General features: G+C 57.5%; 17 protein-coding genes. 6 read left to right on the forward strand and 11 right to left on the reverse strand.

The window, feature by feature from the left end:
- Positions 1-2 precede the first annotated feature (2 nt).
- The 4 genes from IEX96_RS04095 to IEX96_RS04110 form a co-directional block, all read right to left on the reverse strand.
- Positions 3-191 carry a helix-turn-helix transcriptional regulator gene (locus IEX96_RS04095; RefSeq protein WP_150004364.1) on the reverse strand — a complete coding sequence of 63 codons (189 nt, stop codon included), beginning with the start codon at positions 189-191 and terminating at the stop codon, positions 3-5.
- The gene (locus tag IEX96_RS04100; protein ID WP_150004365.1) at positions 188-574 is read right to left on the reverse strand and encodes a hypothetical protein; all 387 of its coding nucleotides are present in this window, start codon (positions 572-574) and stop codon (positions 188-190) included. Before IEX96_RS04100 ends, IEX96_RS04095 begins: the two co-directional genes overlap by 4 nt.
- On the reverse strand, positions 571-1,446 hold the full coding sequence (locus IEX96_RS04105; protein ID WP_188873510.1) for an alpha/beta fold hydrolase: 876 nt from the start codon (positions 1,444-1,446) through the stop codon (positions 571-573). The genes IEX96_RS04100 and IEX96_RS04105 overlap by 4 nt, the downstream gene beginning before the upstream one ends.
- Positions 1,447-1,512: 66 nt before the next feature.
- Positions 1,513-2,499 (reverse strand): tyrosine recombinase XerC, encoded by a 987-nt coding sequence (locus IEX96_RS04110; RefSeq protein WP_308424555.1) that lies wholly within the window; start codon positions 2,497-2,499, stop codon positions 1,513-1,515.
- 75 nt (positions 2,500-2,574) lie between these two features.
- Between IEX96_RS04110 and IEX96_RS04115 the strand changes: the two genes are divergently transcribed.
- Positions 2,575-3,093 carry a PAS domain-containing protein gene (locus IEX96_RS04115; protein ID WP_229773543.1) on the forward strand — a complete coding sequence of 173 codons (519 nt, stop codon included), beginning with the start codon at positions 2,575-2,577 and terminating at the stop codon, positions 3,091-3,093.
- Between the two features lie 102 nt (positions 3,094-3,195).
- On the opposite strand, the gene fsa is transcribed toward IEX96_RS04115, so the two are convergent.
- On the reverse strand, positions 3,196-3,849 hold the full coding sequence (gene fsa / locus IEX96_RS04120; protein WP_150000056.1) for a fructose-6-phosphate aldolase: 654 nt from the start codon (positions 3,847-3,849) through the stop codon (positions 3,196-3,198).
- Positions 3,850-3,974: 125 nt separating this feature from the next.
- Here fsa and IEX96_RS04125 point away from each other — a divergent pair, with 125 nt between their 5' ends.
- Positions 3,975-6,185: a primosomal protein N' gene (locus IEX96_RS04125; RefSeq protein WP_150004368.1), complete on the forward strand. Its 2,211-nt coding sequence runs from the start codon at positions 3,975-3,977 to the stop codon at positions 6,183-6,185.
- 6 nt (positions 6,186-6,191) lie between these two features.
- Here the strand turns inward: IEX96_RS04125 and ggt are convergent, their stop codons facing one another.
- Positions 6,192-7,973 (reverse strand): gamma-glutamyltransferase, encoded by a 1,782-nt coding sequence (gene ggt, locus IEX96_RS04130; protein WP_188873511.1) that lies wholly within the window; start codon positions 7,971-7,973, stop codon positions 6,192-6,194.
- Positions 7,974-8,133: 160 nt separating this feature from the next.
- Between ggt and IEX96_RS04135 the strand changes: the two genes are divergently transcribed.
- On the forward strand, positions 8,134-9,036 hold the full coding sequence (locus tag IEX96_RS04135; RefSeq protein WP_188873512.1) for a P1 family peptidase: 903 nt from the start codon (positions 8,134-8,136) through the stop codon (positions 9,034-9,036).
- Between the two features lie 20 nt (positions 9,037-9,056).
- Here IEX96_RS04135 and IEX96_RS04140 read toward each other — a convergent pair whose 3' ends face one another.
- From IEX96_RS04140 to IEX96_RS04160, 5 genes are all read right to left on the reverse strand, one after another.
- Positions 9,057-9,284, reverse strand: a complete 228-nt coding sequence (locus tag IEX96_RS04140) for a DUF1150 family protein (RefSeq protein WP_150004372.1) — start codon at positions 9,282-9,284, stop codon at positions 9,057-9,059.
- A 1-nt stretch (position 9,285) separates the two neighbouring features.
- Positions 9,286-9,765: an Hsp20 family protein gene (locus tag IEX96_RS04145; RefSeq protein WP_150004373.1), complete on the reverse strand. Its 480-nt coding sequence runs from the start codon at positions 9,763-9,765 to the stop codon at positions 9,286-9,288.
- Between the two features lie 179 nt (positions 9,766-9,944).
- Positions 9,945-11,303 (reverse strand): SPOR domain-containing protein, encoded by a 1,359-nt coding sequence (locus tag IEX96_RS04150; RefSeq protein ID WP_188873513.1) that lies wholly within the window; start codon positions 11,301-11,303, stop codon positions 9,945-9,947.
- A 44-nt stretch (positions 11,304-11,347) separates the two neighbouring features.
- On the reverse strand, positions 11,348-11,821 hold the full coding sequence (locus tag IEX96_RS04155; protein WP_150004376.1) for a hypothetical protein: 474 nt from the start codon (positions 11,819-11,821) through the stop codon (positions 11,348-11,350).
- Positions 11,822-11,909: 88 nt separating this feature from the next.
- Positions 11,910-12,641, reverse strand: a complete 732-nt coding sequence (locus tag IEX96_RS04160; RefSeq protein WP_150004377.1) for an AAA family ATPase — start codon at positions 12,639-12,641, stop codon at positions 11,910-11,912.
- 280 nt (positions 12,642-12,921) lie between these two features.
- Here IEX96_RS04160 and IEX96_RS04165 point away from each other — a divergent pair, with 280 nt between their 5' ends.
- From IEX96_RS04165 to IEX96_RS04175, 3 genes are all read left to right on the forward strand, one after another.
- Entirely contained in the window at positions 12,922-14,070 is a 1,149-nt protein-coding gene (locus IEX96_RS04165) for an SPOR domain-containing protein (RefSeq protein ID WP_150004378.1), read from the forward strand.
- Positions 14,071-14,118: 48 nt separating this feature from the next.
- Positions 14,119-15,093, forward strand: coding sequence for an HpcH/HpaI aldolase/citrate lyase family protein (locus IEX96_RS04170; RefSeq protein ID WP_188873514.1), 975 nt, complete (start codon positions 14,119-14,121; stop codon positions 15,091-15,093).
- 148 nt (positions 15,094-15,241) lie between these two features.
- Positions 15,242-16,192, forward strand: a complete 951-nt coding sequence (locus tag IEX96_RS04175; RefSeq protein ID WP_150004379.1) for an acetyl-CoA carboxylase carboxyltransferase subunit alpha — start codon at positions 15,242-15,244, stop codon at positions 16,190-16,192.
- Positions 16,193-16,266 lie beyond the last annotated feature (74 nt).

Consider the following 16,266-nt stretch of genomic DNA (forward strand, 5'->3'; position numbering starts at 1 on the left):
GCTCAGGGCTCGAATATGTCTTCGATCCGCAGCCCGAATGTCCCGGCAATCTTGAAGGCCAGTGGCAAAGACGGGTCGTATTTGCCTTTTTCGATGGCGATCACCGTTTGCCGGGAAACGTCCAGCTTTTCCGCCAAGATGGCTTGGCTCCAGCCCTTGGCGGCGCGTAAATCTTTCAAGTGATTGTTCATCGATAGCGTCCGGATACAAAGATCCGCGCCAGCGCATAAACGCCGAACAGGGCGGGCATGATCCAGATGGCGGGCAGGCGCGGCATATCCGGGATGCCTTCGATAAAGCCCCAGGCAAAGCTGCCGCATCCCACCACCAAAACGGAAATCAAAAGCGCTTCAAAGGCCAGCTTGCGTTGAAACTCATCCCAGCTTTTGGCAAAGCTCAGAATCGCGCGCACCACCAATAATGCGGGAATCATCGGCACCAAGGCCAAAGCAACCAGCGCCAGACGGGGTATTTCAATGTTATTGGCCATCCAATTGGCGCCAAAAACGGCAAGGGTATAAAGCACGAATCCGATGGTGATCCGGCGCTTGTAAAGGCTGAGAGGGGTGCTCATTGGTGGCTCTCCAGAACTGTGACGAGGGCATCGGTTATAGCTTGGGGTTGATCAATGGGGATGAAGTGAAAGCTGTTGTCCACCATGCGGATATGCACGTCTTCAAGGGCTTTGTACTGATCTTCATAGAGAGATCTCAAGGCATCCCGATCAAGCGGCATAGCCTTGTCATAGGCCGCCAGAACCTGTGTGGGGGTTGTGATGCCAGCCAAATCAGCACGCCAATCACTGCCCAAGGCTTCTGCTGTAGCGGCGGCCACGGTGGCACGGTCTGAAGCCATCGACCATGCCATAAGCTTTGGGTGAAAAGCAGCGGTTTTGCTCATGATCGGCACAGTGGCCTGTTGTTGTGCTCTGAACATGTCATCGGACATCCCTATAAGCTGAACCTTTATCATCTGGCTTTGCGCTTTTGCCTGATTGATGCTGATATTCGGGGTATAAAGGGCACTGAGGAAGGGCAGGCTATCCACGACCACAAGCCCGTCAATACGGGATGGGGCCGCTAATGCTACTTTGAGAATCATTTGTCCACCAATGGAGTGGCCGACTAGAATGACGTTTTCCAGCGCATTGTCTTCCAGATAGGCGGTGATGGCCTGAGTGGATCGCTGGATCACCGCGCCATCAAGGGATGCCGGGGGTTTTCCCGCAAAGCCGGGTATCGTGGCAATATGCAAAGATATTTCATCGGGCAGGGTGTCTATGACATCGTTCCATACTGCGCCATCGCTCATCAGTCCGGGAATGAAAAGCACAGGACGTCCTGTTGGATCGCCTTGGGTTTCCCAATATACAGCCGGTTGGGCTATGGCAAGGGAGCTGCTGGCGAGAAAAAGTACGACCGTAAAAATTGTGATGAGACGTGACATGGGGCTTCTCCAGAAATGTAAAGTACCCTTTACTTAATCCGGAGGCTGCGACATGTCAAGCGAGCTTTACTTTTTGCCGGATCTCTTTGCCCCGGTGGCGCGGGGGTGGGCGTTTTGGAAGGTTTTCATCAACAAGGCAGAGTCCACATCCGCATAAAGCTGGGTGCTTGACAGGGAGGCATGCCCCAACAGTTCCTGAATGGTGCGCAAATCGCCGCCCGCCCCCAAGAGATGGGTGGCAAAGCTGTGGCGCAAAGCATGGGGCGTGGCGCTTTCGGGTAGGCCCAAAGCAATGCGTGCCTGCCGCATGGCCGCTTGCACCGCCCGTGGTCCCAGCCGTCCCCCGCGCACCCCTAAAAACAGCGGCGCGTCGCCTTTGGGGCTGTAAGGGCACAGGGCCAGATATTGGTTGATGGCAGTGCGCACGATGGGCAAAAGCGGCACCAGCCGTTCCTTGTTGCGCTTGCCTATAACCCGCAGCATATCGCCGCTGTTCAAATCTTTGGCGGCAAGCGACAAGGCTTCGGAAATGCGTAAACCGCCACCATAAAGCAGCATCAGAACGGCCATATCGCGCGCCGCCACCCATCCTTCGGGGGCAGTATCGCCGATGCTGTCGATCACTTGGCGGGCATTGTCTTCGCTCAAGGGCCGGGGCAGGGAGCGGGGTTGTTTGGGGGTGCGTACCGCCGCCAAGGCTTCGCATCTTATGCCTTTATGGCGATCGAGAAAGCGGAAGAAAGACCGCACCGCCGATAAAGCCCGCGCCAAGGATCGGGGGCCCAGGCCATCTTTTCGACGCTTTGAAAGAAAGGCGCGGAAATCGGAAACATGTAAGCTGGAAAGGTCGGCCGGATTATTCATCTTTCCTTTGTATTCATTTAAAAACTTAAGAAAATGCACAACATCATAAAGATAGGACGAAACCGTATGCGCGGATGCACGCTTTTCAGAAGAAATATAACGCCGCCAATCTTGTAAAATATCTATCACCGATGGATCAAGAAAAGCGTTAATGGTTAATTCATCTGTAAGTCTATCTTGCTTATGCACTCTTTACCTGCGATTATTTGAATATTCGGGCATATTTAAAGAGTTCAAAATTTGGATCAGGACACCAAATCTTCTGTGGTCGAGGTTATCTCCGGGCCGTCTTTTTCACAAGGCAGGCCATCCCGGCAAGCGCTGGACAGCTTTTCCGCGCATTTCCGCAATGGATGTAGTCGGCAGCTTTTTCACTATTGGCTCAGTAAATGCGATGCCCAAAACATCCCTTGCCGGCCTGATATCCAGCCGGTCCAGATGAAAAGCCTGCTCTCCAAACTCACTTTGTGGGATTATGTGCCGGAAAAAGAAACCGCGCGCCTGCGTCTTGTGGGGACGGAGCTGGATCATATGTTGCCGGTAAAACCACAGGGCCGGTTGCTTGCGGATGTGGTCCCCGAAGACTGGATGGCGGTGATGCGGACGCAAAGACATGCGTTCTACAAAAAGCGCTGTCCGGTTTATTTCATCCTGTCATTGGCCCCTTTTGGCCGCGCCCATGTGCAGTATGAACTTCTGTGCTTGCCTTTGCGCAAGATTGGGCCGGAGACGGCCATGGGCATTGGCTTGCTTGATCGGCTGGCCTTGCAAAAAGCCGCCTGATCCCGTCGGCTTGATTATGCTTTCACCAGAATCGAAACGGCCCAAGCGGGAAGTGCTCCTGTCTTGGGCCGTTCATGCTTGTTTTAAAAGGCTTTTTGCGCCTTATAAAATGCTTTGGCCGGTGGTTTCCCAATCCTTCAAAAAGCCTGCAAGACCTTTATCTGTGAGCGGGTGATTGGCCAGCTTGCGAATCACATCGGCGGGCATGGTGGCCACATCGGCGCCAATGCGTGCCGATTCCAGAACATGGACAGGATGGCGGATCGAAGCGACGAGAATTTCCGTATCGAAGCCATAATTGTCATAGATGACGCGGATATCTTCGATGAGATCCATGCCATCAAAGCCCACATCATCATGCCGCCCGACGAAGGGAGAGATGAAGCTGGCTCCGGCTTTGGCGGCAAGCAAAGCCTGATTGGCGGAAAAACACAGGGTGACATTGACCATCACGCCGTCATTCCTGAGCGCCTTGCAGGTTTTGAGGCCATCCATGGTCAAGGGCACCTTGACGGCGATATTGTCGGCGATGGCGGCCAGTTTGCGGCCTTCTTTCAGCATCGTTTCGAAATCGAGAGCAACGGTTTCGGCGGATACCGGGCCATCGACAATGGCGGCAATTTCCGCCACCACTTCGAGAAAATCGCGGCCGGATTTCTTGATCAGCGACGGGTTGGTGGTCACACCATCCAAAAGGCCGCTTTCATTCAACTCGCGGATATCCTTGACATCGGCAGTATCGACAAAGAACTTCATGATGACTGTGCCTTACGCTATGGGGGATGGGCTTGTGCTATCGCGTTGGTTCGGGAAATGCAAGAAAAGGCGGTGATGGCGTTGGCTTTGATGCGCTGGCCCGCTAGTCTTGATCTGTGAAGAATATGCCCCCTCAAACAGTATGCCACACATCCGCACTGCACCGTGTCAAGGTGTTGTTGCCCATGCCTTTTGATGCGCCTTTTGATTATGCGGCAGCGGATCCGAAACCTGCACCGGGGACCATTGTTCGGGTGCCCTTGGGAAAGCATCTGCGGGTGGCTGTGCTGTGGGACGATGATGAAAAGCCGGTAGCAGGAAAAAAGCCGGTGGCCGATAAGCGCCTGAAGCCTGTGGACAGCGTTTTGGATGCGCCGCCCATGTCCGGCAAGATGCGGCACTTCATTGCATGGGTGGCGCATTATACACTGTCGCCTTTGGGGGCGGTGTTGCGCATGGCGCTGCCGGCGCAGGTGGTGGATGCGGCGGCCCCCACCCAAACGGTTTGTGTTCTGGCGGGCGATCCGCCTGCAAAGCTGACCAAGGCGCGGCGCAAGGTTCTGGATGCGGCGCAGCGTCTTGGCCCCAGCACTGTTGCATCCTTGGCCAAAGCCGCAGATGTGAGCGATGGTGTGGTGCGCGGTCTGGTGAAATCCAAAACCCTGAGCACCCGCGAGATAAGCCGCGACAAGCCCTATGATCAGCCGGACCCGGACCGCCAAGGGCCGGATTTACGCGAGGAACAGCAAATCGCAGCGACACAGCTGCGCGCTGCGGTTCTGAAGGCCGCCTTTGCGCCCATTTTGTTAGAAGGGGTGACCGGTTCGGGCAAAACCGAGGTTTATTTTGAAGCGGTGGCCCAAGCCTTGCGCCATGAAGGCGGGCAAGTGCTGGTGATGCTGCCAGAAATTGCCCTGACCAGTCAATGGCTGGACCGGTTCGAGGCGCGATTCGGAGCACGGCCGGTGGAGTGGCATTCCGATTTGAGCCCGGCCGAACGCCGCCGTGCATGGCATGGGGTGGCGTCTGGCTCGGCGCGTATTGTTGTGGGGGCTCGCTCGGCCTTGTTTTTGCCTTTCCGTGATTTGCGGTTGCTGGTGGTGGATGAAGAACATGACCCCAGCTTCAAGCAAGAAGAGGGCGTGTTATATAATGCCCGCGATATGGCGGTGGTCCGCGCCCGGTTCGAGGCCTGCCCCATTGTTTTAAGCACCGCCACTCCGGCGCTGGAGACACTTCTCAATGCGCGGGACGGGCGCTATGGGCATCTGGTTCTGGCCGCGCGGCATGGAGCCGCACAATTGCCCACCATCAGCGCCATCGATTTACGCAGTACCCCGCCTGAAACGGGGGATTGGCTGGCCCCGCCTTTGGCCGAGGCCATCTCCCAGACACTGGCTGAAGGGGAACAGGTGTTGCTGTTCCTCAATCGTCGGGGATATGCACCGCTCACTTTGTGTCGCACCTGCGGCGTGCGGCTGGAATGTCCGCATTGCACCGCATGGTTGGTGGAGCACCGCTATAAGCGGCAGGTGCAGTGCCATCATTGCGGCTTTTCCATGCCTGCAGACCCCGATTGTGCGTCTTGCGGGGGTACGGACTCCATGGTGGCGTGCGGTCCGGGGGTGGAACGGGTGGCCGAAGAAGTGATGCGCCGTTGGCCACAGGCGCGTCTGGATGTCATGACCTCCGACACCATTACAAGCCCTGCAAAAACCCGCGAACTGGTGGCCCGTATCGAGGCGGGGGCGGCGGATATCATTGTCGGCACCCAGATCATCACCAAGGGCTATCATTTTCCCAAGCTGACCTTGGTGGGGGTGGTGGATGCGGATCTGGGCCTGCGGGGCGGTGATTTGCGTGCCGGAGAACGCTGCTGGCAGCAAATGGTGCAGGTGGCAGGGCGGGCCGGTCGGGCCGAGCGCGCCGGCCATGTGTTTCTACAGACCTATGATCCCAGCCATCCGGTGACTCGCGCCTTGATCGAAGGCGACCGCGAAGCGTTTTTAACCCGTGAGATCGAGGAGCGGGAACGGGCCGGAATGCCGCCTTTCGGGCGGTTGGCAGGGGTGATTTTGTCCGGCCCGGATCTGGACGCTGTTTCGGCGGCGGGCAAGGCTTTGGCACGGGCCGCGCCCATGCAGCCGGGGATTTCCGTCTATGGCCCTGCCCCTGCGCCTTTGGCCCGTTTACGCGGCCAGCATCGCCATCGCCTGCTGATCCAAACAGCGCGCAAGCAGCCCATCCAGACCATCGTCCAGACTTGGATCAGCCAGGTAAAGCTGCCCTCTTCGGTGCGGCTGCGCATCGATGTGGACCCTTATAGCTTCCTGTGAGACAGGCTAGTCCCCCAAGGGAACACCTTCACGGCGCGGATCGGCCCCGCCTTGATAGGTGCGGCCTTTTCCATCGGCGTCATAATGAACGGTGAAACCATGCAGCCCGGAATTTAGCGTGCGGGCGCGCACTTGGTGGCCAAGGGCGCTCAGGGCTTCTGTTTGCGATGTGATGGGCGTATCGCGCTCGATCTCCAACACACCATTGCGGCCAACCAGATTGGGGGCGGAAATGGCGTCCTGGATCGACATGCCCCAATCCAGAACCCCCAGCACGGTTTTTGTCACATAGCTGATGATGCGGCTACCGCCCGGCGATCCGATGGCCATACGCACCCGGTCTTGATCGTCGAACACAATGGTGGGGGTCATGGAGCTGCGCGGCTTTTTGCCCGGCTCTACCCGATTGGCCACCTTCACGCCCTCCAGCTCTGGTGTGAAGGAAAAATCGGTTAGCTGGTTGTTGAGAATAAACCCATTGCTCATCAAGAAGCTGCCAAAAGCAATCTGCACGGTGGTGGTAAACGATACCACATTGCCATCATCATCCACCGCAACCATATGGCTGGTGGATGGAATATCCGGCCCCATATTGGGAGCGAAAACAGCGCCATGATCGCGCGGCGGATCACCGGCTTTGGCTTCTCCCATCGATTCCCCGGGATCAATCAAGGCCCGGCGTTTGGCCAGATAGCCGCGATCGATCAGCCCCTTCACCGGAACCGGCACGAAGGCCGGATCGGCAGAAAAGACATCCCGATCCGCATAAGCAAGCTGGCTGGCTTCCGCATAAAGATGGATGGCGTCTGTGGACCAAGGGGCAAGTGACGGCAGATCAAAGCCTTCCAAAATGCCCAATATGGCCAGCATGGTGGTGCCGCCCGAAGATGGCGGGCCCATGGAGCACACTTTGTTGGAACGATAAAGCGCACAAACCGGCTCCCGTTTGACCACCTTATAAGCGGCGAGATCTTCAAGGGTCAGCGCACCGGAGGCAAAGGGATTGTTGGCGACCACATCCACCATATCCTTGGCAATATCGCCTTCATAAAAGGCGGAAACACCTTGTTGGGCGATCTGGCGCAGGGCTTTTCCATAAGCTGGATTTTTAAGCACATGGCCTTGCGGCTTGGCCTGTAAATCCTCGGTGAAGAAATACGGTCCGGCGGCTCCCAGATCCTCAAGGCCCAGATTCATTTTACGATAAAGGGCGGCGCGGCTATCCAGCAGATAAAACAGGCGCGGTGAAATGGCGAAGCCGTTTTCCGCCAGTTCGATGGCCGGTTCGAACAATGTAGCCCAAGGCAGCTTGCCATGGTCTTCATGGGCCTTGGCCAACATGGCCATTACCCCCGGCACGCCCACCGCACGGCCCCCAAGGGCGGCATCCAAAAAGTCCAAGGGGTTGCCATTTTCATCCAGAAACAACGAGTCGTCCACACCCATGGGAGCGGTTTCGCGGCCATCATAGGCCAGCAATTCCTGAGTATCCTGATCGAAATGCAGCAAGAACCCGCCGCCGCCAATGCCGGAAGATTGCGGCTCCACTAGGCTGAGCACCGCCTGCATGGCAATGGCGGCATCCACGGCACTGCCCCCGGCACGCAGCATGCGAAGGCCGGCGCGGCTGGCATGGGGGTTGGCGGCCACGGCCATATGCTTTTTGGCCTCGACCGGTGCGTTTTCCGGCATGTGGGCCTGCGCGGATTGCAGTGGGGCCGCTGTTCCCGCCACCAGAAAACCAAGAGAAACGGCAATGGATTGCATGATGCGGGCGGGGCGAAGCATGGGCACTGTCCTTTTTCTTCAAACGAAGCTGCACACTATACTGACTGGCGTCTTTATGAAAAGGCCGGAAAACAAGGGCAAGGCGCTGGGCCGATAAGGCCGGTGCGGAGCCAACCGGTTTGGCATTGCCGTTGGACAGAACACACAGTACCGTCCGGCCATGACCGATGAAGCCCTTTATCCCACAGAAAACGACCGAATCACCGATATTGACGGAATTCTGGTCGGCAACAGCCATGATGCCGCTGTGCGCTCTGGCACAACGGTGATTTTGCCCGATCAACCCGTAATGATGGGGGTTGATGTGCGCGGCGGGGCGCCCGGCACCCGCGATACCGATGCTCTGGACCCCACCTGTCTGGTGAACGGCTTTCATGGCTTGGTGCTATCCGGCGGCTCGGTGTTCGGGCTGGGGGCCGTGGATGGGGTTGTGTCCTGGTTGTCGGAACGGGGGCGCGGCTTGTCTTTGGGCGCATGTATCGTGCCGGTGGTGCCCGGAGCGATTCTGTTCGATCTGGCCAATGGCGGCGACAAAAACTGGGGGGCGCTGCCACCTTATCGGGCTTTGGGGATCAAAGCCTGTGAAGCGGCCTCCCGCACAATAGAAGAAGGGGCCATGGGCGCGGGATTCGGCGCCTTGGCAGGGGATCGCCGGGGCGGCCTTGGCACGGCGGCCTTGCGCTCTGCCAGCGGTTTTCATGTGGGGGCTTTGGTGGCGGTCAATTCCTATGGTCCGCCGATGGACGATCAGTTTGACCGTATTCCCTTGCCCAAGGAAGGGTTGGTGGGGGCGAATACCACCATTGCCGCCATCGCAACGGATCTGGCGTTGGACAAGGCCGGATGCAGGCGGCTGGCGATCATGGCGCAAGATGGGTTGGCGCGCAGCTTGCGACCCATTCATACGCCCTATGATGGGGATACGGTCTTTGCGTTATCCACCGGGGCGATTTCGCCGCCCGAGCCGTTTTCCCGCAGCCTGCTTGTGGCTGGTGCCATGGCCGCGGATGCCTTGGCGCGGGCGGTGGGCAAAGCCCTGGCGGCAGCAGGGCAGGCAGAATAACACCGCGTCATGCCGGCTTCTCAGTGCACGGAAACCGGCGACAGTTCATTGGAACGCGCCGCCAGAACCGCTTCTGAAAAGCTGGGAAGATTGGCCAGCTTTGTGCCATCGGCGGCATGAACGGAAAAGGTCTTTTGGCCATTTTTATCCATCACCGGGCGGATATACACCAAATCCGGCGCACCCAGTTCGGCGAATTCTTCGTCGCTGAAACGGTCGTCTTTTAGAAGGATGGTGCGATGAGCCATGTCATTCTCCTTCTTGTGAAACCGTAGAGGATGCTCCGTCCGTTTTATGATGAACGGTGCGGCGACGGGTTGGTTCGGGTTTAATCTCGATGGTTTTGACAATCCGTTCCGGCTCTGGCCTGATCAGATCGATATTGAGCAAGCCATTATCAATGGAGGCTCCGGAAACATCCATCCCCTGGGCCAATACGAATTTTCGCTGGAATTGGCGCGCGGCGATGCCGCGATGCAAAAATGTCCGAGTGTCTTCATCGGCTTGGCGACCGCGAATCACAAGCTGATTGTTTTCCACAGTAACGTCGAGATCCTCTGGCGCGAACCCGGCCACGGCCAAGGTGATGCGCAAGGTGCGATCATCCAGATGCTCGATATTATAGGGGGGATAGCCACCATTGCCGCTTTTGGCAGCCATATCCAACATATGTTCGATATGGTCGAAACCCAAAAGCAGGGGGCTATTGAAAACCGATAAACGCGACATTCCTCATCCTCCTTGCGAAGCGATCAGACGCAACCGACCCCTGAAGGGCATCGTTGGCGCTTTTTACAAAGGCAAAGCCTCCCCGAATGGGCGGGGCTTTGTTATCGGTTTAAATGTGGGGGGTTTGCGCGGTTCGATCAAGAGGCGCGTTTATACGGGCCTCTGACCGGTACCGGTTTTCACGAGTCGCTCTCGTCTTCTTTATGGGCTGCAGGCAGGCGGCCTTCCACCGGCTCGGGTGGCCGGATCCAGCATGGCGCACCCGCGGCTTTCAGATCCGCGCAAACCTCGCGGGCTTGTTGCAGATCGCGTAAGGGGCCCGCATTCAGGCGATAGAAGAACCCACCCGGTGGTGCTTTGCGCTCGCCAAAATCCACTTCCGAACGGCGCGGCTCTAACGGTTCCAGAATAATACGGTATTTATCCCAGTAATATTTTTGTCCGCGAATCAATTGGTCTTTGGTGCGATATGCGGCCACCTGTACCGACCAGCCTTCCGGCTCGATCAGCGGTGGCAGACCGACAGGTTCCGGCTCCGGCTCGGGCTCGGGCTCGGGAATGGGTTCTGGCTCCGGCTCAGGTTCCGGTTCCGGCTCTGTCACCAACCGCTTGGCAGCGGCTTTTTTGTCGTCGGTTTCATCAAAGACCAGAATGCCTTCATCGGACAAGGTGCGTTCCGGTGCCTGTGCGCCCAGAATCAGCACTTTCACCCGTTCCGAAGGGGGCAGGGCGGCCAATTCCCGGAAGAACATAAGCGTTTCGGATGCCGACTGGTTGTCCAGATCCACACGGGCCATTTCACCGGCTTTTTCCAGATCGCCTGCAAGCACATAGGCCAGAACCAGATTTTGCCGGTGCTGGGCTTGGGCTTTTGGATCGGCCACCACCTGTTTCAACAGATCGATAGCGGCCTGATGGTCCCCATAAAGTGCATGGCTAAGGGCCAGATTGCTGCGCATATTCACATCATCGCCCCCTTGACGCACGGCAAGGGCATGGGCGGCAAGGGCATCGCTGTGGCGGCCAAGGGCATCCAGCGCCACCGCGCGACCGGACTGGGCCTGCGCCCCGCCACCAAAACGAAGGGCGGCATCAAAATTGTCCAAAGCCATTTGCGGGCGGCCAAAGGCCAGATTCACTTCGCCCAGTCCCAATTGGACCGCTGCCGATGAGCTGTTTTTTCCCGCCGCAAGCAAAAGGGTTTCTTCGGCTTTTGCATATTGTCCTACAGCCGCAAAAGACCGCGCCAGTGCTGCCAGCACATCGGCTTTTTCCTGACCGCCTTCAGACCAGGCTTGCCGGTAAAGCGGAATGGCTGCGGCATGTTGTCCGGCATCGGCCAAGCGCTGTGCCACGGCAAAAAGCGGGGCGTTTGGCCCATCGATGTTCGTGTTGACCCGGGCTTGGCGCTCAACCGGTTGAGAGGTGCAAGCCGATAAGGCGGCAAGGCACAAAACCAAAGCCGATCCGCGCAAGGCAGTGCGTGCGATGCGGGGAAAAGCTGCTTTTCGGGCGATGGGCTGATGGATCACTGTCACCTGATTTTGCCTGACCGTTGTCTTTGCCTGTTGTCCTGTCGCTTTCAGGATTGATGTGCCGATGTTTGAGCCTGCTGAGCCAGTGAGCGATTCAGACAAGGGCAGCCGGAAAGCGGTTCCGTATAGTTTCCTAAAAGGTCATCCAATGCCTGCATGAGCAAGTCCTGCGCGGATTTATTTGTATGCGCGGCCATGAGCTTGAGGCGAAGATGTCTTTCCTTATCAAGACGGAGCGTAAGAGCGATTCGTTTCTTATCCGTTACTTTATCGCCTTGTTCCGTCTTTCTTTGTTGTCTTTTTGGGCTTTGTGTCCCCGATAGGGCCTTTACCGGGGAAGAAGGGGCCGGAGAAGCAGAGGCAGGGGAAGCAGGTGTCGAGGACATAGGGGCCTGTGCACGGCCAATCCCGTCAAAAGATGAGCTGTCCGCAGCCAAACTGAGACGCTGACGCTGAAGCGCTGGCGTGGCATCGCCTTTGCTGGCCAGCAGGTTTGCGGTCAATCTTGCTGCTGTTTTCATCACCGGGGGTCCTTTTACAACACTAGTTACAACGCTTTATGCGACGGGGTTGGGGGCTGATACAAGATAGGAAGCAAGGGCGTGTTTATCAGGCGATCGGGGTGCCTATATGGTCGCTTTTGCGCCCGAAACTGCGCGATGCGGTGCCATTGGCCAACGGGCGTGTGCTGGTGCGACCATTGAAGATGGTGCGGCGGTGGCAGCGCTCCAGCCGATCATGCAAATATGTCCAAAGGGTTTCCACTTCGCGTGCGGACTTGCTTTGGGCATTCACTTCCATCACTGTGCGGCCATCGATCATCGAGGCGGCAAAATCCGTACGCTGATGCATGGTAACGGGGGCAACGGTGCCATGCTGTGAAAGGGCAACAGCCGCATCGGCGGTGATTCGCGCCCGTGGGGTGGCGGCATTGACAACGAACACCAAAGGCTTGCCTGCCCGGTCCACCAGATCCACCGTGGCCCCTGCGGCACGCAGGTCATGGGGCGATGGGCGGGTGGGAATCACCACCATATCGCACACGGCTACCACGCTTTGGATGGCCATGGTGATGGCGGGCGGGGTGTCGATCACCGCCAGCTTGAAGCCTTGACTCCGCAGATCGTCCAGATCGCTGATCAATCGGGAGATAGAGGTGCGGGCAAAGGCCGGGGCAGGATCGGCCCGTTCATTCCACCAATCGGATAGAGAGCCTTGCGGGTCCGTATCCACCAAAACCACAGGACCGGCCCCGGCACGTTGTGCGGCCACGGCCACATGCCCGCTCAGGGTCGTTTTTCCCGAACCACCTTTTTGAGATGCAAAAGCCATCACACGCATGAGCCAAACCCTTCATCAAATGCCTGAAGTTCAGACCGGTTCCCCGGCCTTTTCATTTCAAATAAAATAAGATAAGCCGTTTAAAGAAGCGTAAAGCGATAGAATAAAGATAAATAAAAACCGATATAATCGGATAAAAATTTCCGAATATTTTTATAACAATATAATTATTGCGGCTGATGTCATGCAGGGACGTGATGTTTGGGAGATAGACCCATCGTCCGCTTTTCGCTAAGCATGCGAGAGGTTTCATCTCTGTTTATAAAGAAGGCCCCAATCCGTGACGAGGACGCCGACTGTGCAAGTGATCGATGCGATTTTAACGACAGGCCAGAGGATGCTGTTAAGGCTGGCCATTCTTGGTATGGCTTTTTGCTCTCAGGTGATTTTGACCGAGGCTGTTTTGGCGCAAGAGGCGGGGACATCCTCTGCTTCATCTCAGGATATTTCTGCTTTGGATATTGGCCGCAGCCTTTATTTCAAAGGGGATTATCAAGGCGCTTATGCGGCATGGCAGCCCTTGGTGGAAGCGGGGGATGCCCGGGCACTTTATAATATGTCGACGCTTTATCGACGGGGTTTGGGCGTGGACGCCGATGCAGAGCGGGCCTTGGCGCTTTTGACGGCCTCGGCAGAAAAAGGCTTTGTGGAGGCGCAATATTTGTTGGCCAGCCAGCAATTCGAAGCCGATATAACAGACGATGCGGCCCGTCAGGCAGCGGTGCGCTGGTGGCTGGCGGCGGCGCGGCAAGGGCATGCCTTGTCGCAATATCGCTTGGGATTGCTCTATTGGAATGGCGATGCGGTGGCCCGGGATCTGGTGCGCGGCCATGCCTGGATGCGCTTGGCTGCAGACCAAGAGATGGAAGAAGCCCAAAAAGCAGTGGCCACCATGGACCGCTATATTGATGCGGATCAACGCAGCCAATCGGATCGTCTGGCGGGTCGTCTTGTGGATAGGGAGGCCGTGGCTAAACGGCAGGCACCCGCTGCGGAATCGGCCTCTGCTGCGGTTGCGACTCCTGCTCCCACGCCCACGCCTGAAGAAAAACCGGCAATGAAAAAGCCGGTTATAGAAAAGCCTGTGGAAGATGTGGCGGCCAAAAAAGAATCGCCAAAAAAAGCCCAGAAAGACATACAAACACCTCCGGCGATGACAGAGGCGGACTTTGCCCAAAGCTGGCGTTTGCAGCTGGTGGCTTTGCGGCAAGAAGCGGATGTGGAGGCGCAATGGCGGCGCATGTTGGCAGATGCTCCCGATCTTCTGGGGGGCTTGGAGCACCGGATCGTTGCGGTAACCATTGCAGATCGGGGCACATTTTATCGTTTGCAAGCCGGGCCTTTTGCTTCGCGGGGGGATGCGGATACCCGCTGTCGGGCGTTGAAAGCGGCGGGTTTGGCCTGTTTTATCTTGTCGCCGGGGCGCTGATACGGAACCATTAAACATCCCACAGACCATATCCAGAAAGGACGGCCGATGAGCTTTACCGACATCAAGGACGCGACGGCGCGGATCAACCGCTCGGAACTTGCGGTGCCCGGATCGAATCGTCGTTTTTTGGAAAAGGCGGCCCAGGCCAAGGCCGATGTGGTGTTTCTCGATTTGGAAGACTCCGTCTCGCCAGAGTTGAAAGACGAAGCCCGTAAAAATGTCATTGAAGCGCTCAATGATCTGGATTGGGGCGAGAAGACCGTCTCTGTGCGCCTGAATGGCCTTGATACCGCCTGGACCTACCGCGATGTGGTGGATGTTTTGGAACAAACCGGAGAGCGGCTGGATTTGATGATGCTGCCCAAGGTTGGCGTGGCGGCGGATGTTTATGCGCTGGATGTTCTGGTGTCGCAGGTGGAACGGGCGAAGGGCCGCAAAAAGCGTATCGGCTTTGAACTGATTATCGAGTCGGCTTTGGGGCTTGCCAATGCCAATGCCATCGCCGGGGCCAGCCCGCGCAATGAAAGCCTGCATTTTGGTGTTGCGGATTTCGCCGCTTCGGTGAAGGCGGATACCACCCAGATCGGCGGGCCCAATCCGCGCTATGCCGTTCTGACCGATCCTTTGGATGATGCGGGCCGTCGGGAGGTGCATTGGGGCGATATGTGGCATTATCCGGTGTGGCAGATGGTGGTGGCGGCGCGGGCCCATGGCTTGCGGCCCATTGATGGCCCGTTCGGTGATTTTTCCGACGAGGCGGGCTTTCGGGCTCATGCGGGCCGCGCCATGGTGCTGGGCTGCGAAGGCAAATGGGCCATTCATCCCAGTCAGGTGGCCTTGGCCAATGAGGTGTTCAGCCCCTCTGATGCCGAGGTGGCGAAGGCCCGGAAAATTCTGAAAGCGATGGAAGAGGCGCGGGCGCAGGGGCAGGGGGCTGTGGCGCTGGATGGCAAGCTGATTGATCTGGCATCCATTCGTCAGGCCGAAGCGATGGTGAAAAAAGCAGAGAAAATCGGCTGAAGCCATGCGACGATCGCAAAAATTTGGCGACATGTGTAGACGGCTTTGGCGCCTGTCATGTTATCCTGTGGCGTAAAACTGTCGGCTAGCGCTTGACTTGCCGGGCGGCCTTGCCCACTTTGCCCGACATATAAATGTGGATGGACGCATGATTACGTTTCTCGATTTCGAAAAGCCCATTGCCGAGCTAGAGGGCAAAATACGCGACCTGCGCAAATTGTCCGGTGGCGATAGCAGTATGGATCTCAGCGATGAGGTGGACCGGCTGCAATCCAAGCGCGACCGCTTGTTGGGCGAGGCTTATGCCGGTTTGTCACCTTGGCAGAAAACACAAGTGGCGCGCCATCCCGAACGCCCGCATTTTTCCGATATTGTCGCCCATCTGTTTACCGATTTCACCCCCTTGGCCGGTGATCGCAGCTTTGGCGAAGATCAGGCTTTGATGGGCGGATTGGCCCGTTTCAATGGCCGTTCCGTTCTGGTGATGGGGAATGAAAAGGGAACCGATACGCCCTCGCGCATCAAGCATAATTTCGGCATGTCGCGGCCTGAAGGGTACCGCAAGGCGGTGCGGTTGATGGATCTGGCGGATCGCTTCGGATTGCCGGTGCTGACCTTTGTGGATACGCCCGGCGCCTATCCCGGCATCGGGGCCGAAGAGCGTGGCCAATCGGAAGCCATTGCCAAATCCACCGAGCGCTGTTTGCGTTTGGGGGTGCCGGTGGTGGCAACCATCGTGGGCGAAGGCGGCTCGGGCGGCGCTGTGGCGCTGGCGGCGGGGAATCGGGTGCTGATGTTTGAACATGCCATCTATTCGGTGATTTCACCCGAAGGCTGTGCGTCCATCCTGTGGCGCACCTCCGACAAGGCGAAAGATGCGGCAACGGCGCTTAAAATCACCGCCCAGGATCTGGTGAAGCTGGGTGTGGCCGATGGCATTATCCCGGAACCTTTGGGCGGCGCCCATCGTGAGCCGAAGCGTGCTCTTGATGCGCTGGGAGAGGCGGTGCAAGACGCCCTTTCGGAGATGGATGGGATCCCGGCGGACCGCTTGCGGCAATTGCGTCGGGAACGCTTTTTGGCCATTGGAAGGCTTTAGGCCGATCTCGCGGCAATTCGGCTGGTGCCTAGTCTTTGACGGGGCATGCTTTGCACGGCATTTGGCCGCGCTGA

The organism is Iodidimonas muriae (assembly GCF_014647255.1).
Taxonomy (GTDB): domain Bacteria; phylum Pseudomonadota; class Alphaproteobacteria; order Sphingomonadales; family Rhodothalassiaceae; genus Iodidimonas; species Iodidimonas muriae.

Coding starts and splice junctions, on each gene's coding strand:
- IEX96_RS04095 (WP_150004364.1), bottom strand. CDS start 191: ATGAACAATCACTTGAAAGATTTACGCGCCGCCAAGGGCTGGAGCCAA.
- IEX96_RS04100 (WP_150004365.1), bottom strand. CDS start 574: ATGAGCACCCCTCTCAGCCTTTACAAGCGCCGGATCACCATCGGATTC.
- IEX96_RS04105 (WP_188873510.1), bottom strand. CDS start 1,446: ATGTCACGTCTCATCACAATTTTTACGGTCGTACTTTTTCTCGCCAGC.
- fsa (WP_150000056.1), bottom strand. CDS start 3,849: ATGAAGTTCTTTGTCGATACTGCCGATGTCAAGGATATCCGCGAGTTG.
- IEX96_RS04125 (WP_150004368.1), top strand. CDS start 3,975: ATGCCCCCTCAAACAGTATGCCACACATCCGCACTGCACCGTGTCAAG.
- ggt (WP_188873511.1), bottom strand. CDS start 7,973: ATGCTTCGCCCCGCCCGCATCATGCAATCCATTGCCGTTTCTCTTGGT.
- IEX96_RS04135 (WP_188873512.1), top strand. CDS start 8,134: ATGACCGATGAAGCCCTTTATCCCACAGAAAACGACCGAATCACCGAT.
- IEX96_RS04140 (WP_150004372.1), bottom strand. CDS start 9,284: ATGGCTCATCGCACCATCCTTCTAAAAGACGACCGTTTCAGCGACGAA.
- IEX96_RS04145 (WP_150004373.1), bottom strand. CDS start 9,765: ATGTCGCGTTTATCGGTTTTCAATAGCCCCCTGCTTTTGGGTTTCGAC.
- IEX96_RS04155 (WP_150004376.1), bottom strand. CDS start 11,821: ATGAAAACAGCAGCAAGATTGACCGCAAACCTGCTGGCCAGCAAAGGC.
- IEX96_RS04160 (WP_150004377.1), bottom strand. CDS start 12,641: ATGCGTGTGATGGCTTTTGCATCTCAAAAAGGTGGTTCGGGAAAAACG.
- IEX96_RS04170 (WP_188873514.1), top strand. CDS start 14,119: ATGAGCTTTACCGACATCAAGGACGCGACGGCGCGGATCAACCGCTCG.
- IEX96_RS04175 (WP_150004379.1), top strand. CDS start 15,242: ATGATTACGTTTCTCGATTTCGAAAAGCCCATTGCCGAGCTAGAGGGC.